The sequence below is a fragment of the Benzoatithermus flavus genome (assembly GCF_037908215.1).
Classification (GTDB): domain Bacteria; phylum Pseudomonadota; class Alphaproteobacteria; order Geminicoccales; family Geminicoccaceae; genus Benzoatithermus; species Benzoatithermus flavus.
Genome location: NZ_JBBLZC010000055.1, coordinates 1 through 3,285 on the forward strand (window position 1 = coordinate 1; position 3,285 = coordinate 3,285).

Consider the following 3,285-nt stretch of genomic DNA (forward strand, 5'->3'; position numbering starts at 1 on the left):
TTACGAATTGGGAAATCTCATCTTGAGGGGGGCTTCACGCTTAGATGCTTTCAGCGCTTATCCCGTCCGCACATAGCTACCCAGCGGTGCCCCTGGCGGGACAACTGGTACACCAGCGGTGCGTCCATCCCGGTCCTCTCGTACTAAGGACAGCTCCTCTCAAATTTCCTGCGCCCACGACGGATAGGGACCGAACTGTCTCACGACGTTCTGAACCCAGCTCGCGTACCGCTTTAATGGGCGAACAGCCCAACCCTTGGGACCGACTACAGCCCCAGGATGCGATGAGCCGACATCGAGGTGCCAAACCTCCCCGTCGATGTGGACTCTTGGGGGAGATCAGCCTGTTATCCCCGGGGTAGCTTTTATCCGTTGAGCGATGGCCCTTCCATGCGGAACCACCGGATCACTAAGCCCGACTTTCGTCCCTGCTCGACCTGTCCGTCTCGCAGTCAAGCTCCCTTGTGCCTTTGCACTCTCCGAATGATTTCCAACCATTCTGAGGGAACCTTTGGGCGCCTCCGTTACCTTTTGGGAGGCGACCGCCCCAGTCAAACTGCCCGCCTGACACTGTCTCCCACCCCGATCAGGGGTGCGGGTTAGAATTTCAATACCGCCAGGGTGGTATCCCACCGCCGCCTCCACCGAAGCTGGCGCTCCGGCTTCCCAGGCTCCCACCTATCCTGTACAAGCGATACCAAAATTCCATATCAGGCTGCAGTAAAGCTCCACGGGGTCTTTCCGTCCTGTCGCGGGTAACCTGCATCTTCACAGGTAGTATAATTTCACCGGGTCTCTCGTTGAGACAGCGCCCAAGTCGTTACACCTTTCGTGCGGGTCGGAACTTACCCGACAAGGAATTTCGCTACCTTAGGACCGTTATAGTTACGGCCGCCGTTTACTGGGGCTTCGGTTCGCACCTTCGCTTCCGCTAAGCGCTCCCCTTAACCTTCCAGCACCGGGCAGGTGTCAGCCCCTATACGTCGCCTTTCGGCTTCGCAGAGACCTGTGTTTTTGATAAACAGTCGCTTGGGCCTTTTCACTGCGGCTCGTTCGGGCTCTTCACCCAAACGAGCACCCCTTCTCCCGAAGTTACGGGGTCATTTTGCCGAGTTCCTTAACGAGAGTTCTCCCGCGCGCCTTAGGATTCTCTCCTCGCCTACCTGTGTCGGTTTGCGGTACGGGCACCTCTTCCCTCGCTAGAGGCTTTTCTTGGCAGTGTGAAATCGGGGACTTCCGGATGACTCCGTCGCCATCACCGCTTGGCCTTACAATCCGCGGATTTGCCTACGGATCAGCCTTGCGGCTTGGACAGGCTCTTCCAGCCGCCTGCTCGCCCTATCCTCCTGCGTCCCCCCATCGCTCAAACGGGAAGGAGGTGGTACAGGAATCTCAACCTGTTGTCCATCACCTACGCCTTTCGGCCTCGGCTTAGGTCCCGACTAACCCTGAGCGGACGAACCTTCCTCAGGAACCCTTAGGCTTTCGGCGCAGAGGATTCTCACCTCTGTTTTCGCTACTCATACCGGCATTCTCACTTCTAAGCGCTCCACCAGTCCTTCCGGTCTGGCTTCAACGCCCTTAGAACGCTCCCCTACCGATGACCAACGGTCATCCCGCAGCTTCGGCGGCACGTTTAGCCCCGGTACATTTTCGGCGCAGAGTCACTCGACCAGTGAGCTATTACGCACTCTTTAAATGGTGGCTGCTTCTAAGCCAACATCCTGGTTGTCTTTGCAACTCCACATCCTTTTCCACTGAACGTGCACTTTGGGGCCTTAGCTGGCGATCTGGGCTGTTTCCCTCTCGACCACGGATCTTATCACTCGCAGTCTGACTCCCGGGCATAAGTCGTTGGCATTCGGAGTTTGACTGGGTTCGGTAACCCGATGAGGGCCCCTAGCCCAATCAGTGCTCTACCTCCAACACTCTCCATCCCGAGGCTAGCCCTAAAGCTATTTCGGGGAGAACCAGCTATCTCCAAGTTCGATTGGCATTTCACCCCTACCCACACCTCATCCCCGCACTTTTCAACGTGCGTGGGTTCGGGCCTCCAGCCGGTGTTACCCGGCCTTCACCCTGGACATGGGTAGATCACCTGGTTTCGGGTCGACGACGACGTACTTTTCGCCCTGTTCAGACTCGCTTTCGCTGCGGCTCCGCCTCTTCGGCTTAACCTCGCACGCCATCGTCACTCGCCGGTTCATTCTACAAAAGGCACGCCATCACGCATGAACGCGCTCTGACTACTTGTAGGCACACGGTTTCAGGTTCTCTTTCACTCCCCTTCCGGGGTGCTTTTCACCTTTCCCTCACGGTACTGGTGCACTATCGGTCACTAGGGAGTATTTAGCCTTGGGAGATGGTCCTCCCTGCTTCCGACGGGATTTCCCGTGTCCCGCCGTACTCAGGATCCGCTCGGGAGGGAACGAAGTTTCGACTACAGGGCTGTCACCTTCTCTGGCCGGCCGTTCCAGACCGGTTCGTCTACCCCGTTCCTTTCTCACTCCCACAATGAGCGGTCCTACAACCCCAAGAGGCACGCCTCTTGGTTTGGGCTGTTCCCGTTTCGCTCGCCGCTACTCAGGGAATCGCGTTTGCTTTCTTCTCCTCCGGGTACTAAGATGTTTCAGTTCCCCGGGTGTGCCCTCCATGCCCTATGGATTCAGGCATGGATACTGCCCCATTACGGACAGTGGGTTCCCCCATTCGGACATCTCCGGATCAACGCTTGCTTACAGCTCCCCGGAGCGTTTCGGCGTTTGCCCCGTCCTTCATCGGCTCCTAGTGCCAAGGCATCCACCGTGCGCCCTTTCTAGCTTAACCTACAGCGCTCTCGGCTTCTTCCTTATTGTCTAGCGTCGGCTCGCCGCCGCTCGGGGTCAAATAACCTTCGCCTTCCGGGTGCCAGCACCCCTGCGGGCGAAGAACATTTGCCCATCGCGGCGAAACACTCGCCTCCGCTTTTCCGGTTATCTAGTTTTCAAGGAACGAATCAAGAAAAGTGGTGGAGCCTATCGGGATCGAACCGATGACCTCCTGCGTGCAAAGCAGGCGCTCTCCCAGCTGAGCTAAGGCCCCGCCCAAGCGGAAGACGGGACTCGAACCCGCGACCCCCACCTTGGCAAGGTGGTGTTCTACCACTGAACTACTTCCGCGCTATGGTGAGCCATGGAGGACTCGAACCTCCGACCCTCTGATTAAAAGTCAGATGCTCTACCTACTGAGCTAATGGCTCATGGTTAGGTATACACTCACAGTGAACGATGTCCCTTCCTCTACTAG

The 3,285-nt window shown here is 57.4% G+C and carries 3 tRNA genes and 1 rRNA gene; all 4 read right to left on the reverse strand.

Features of this window, described 5'->3' with window-relative positions:
- Positions 1-2,826, reverse strand: a 23S ribosomal RNA gene (locus U1T56_RS23910); the annotation flags it as partial.
- A 179-nt stretch (positions 2,827-3,005) separates the two neighbouring features.
- Positions 3,006-3,081, reverse strand: a tRNA-Ala gene (locus U1T56_RS23915).
- 5 nt (positions 3,082-3,086) lie between these two features.
- Positions 3,087-3,158 (reverse strand) — tRNA-Gly (locus U1T56_RS23920).
- Positions 3,159-3,162: 4 nt separating this feature from the next.
- Positions 3,163-3,238: transfer RNA gene (locus U1T56_RS23925), tRNA-Lys, on the reverse strand.
- Between the last annotated feature and the right edge of the window lie 47 nt (positions 3,239-3,285).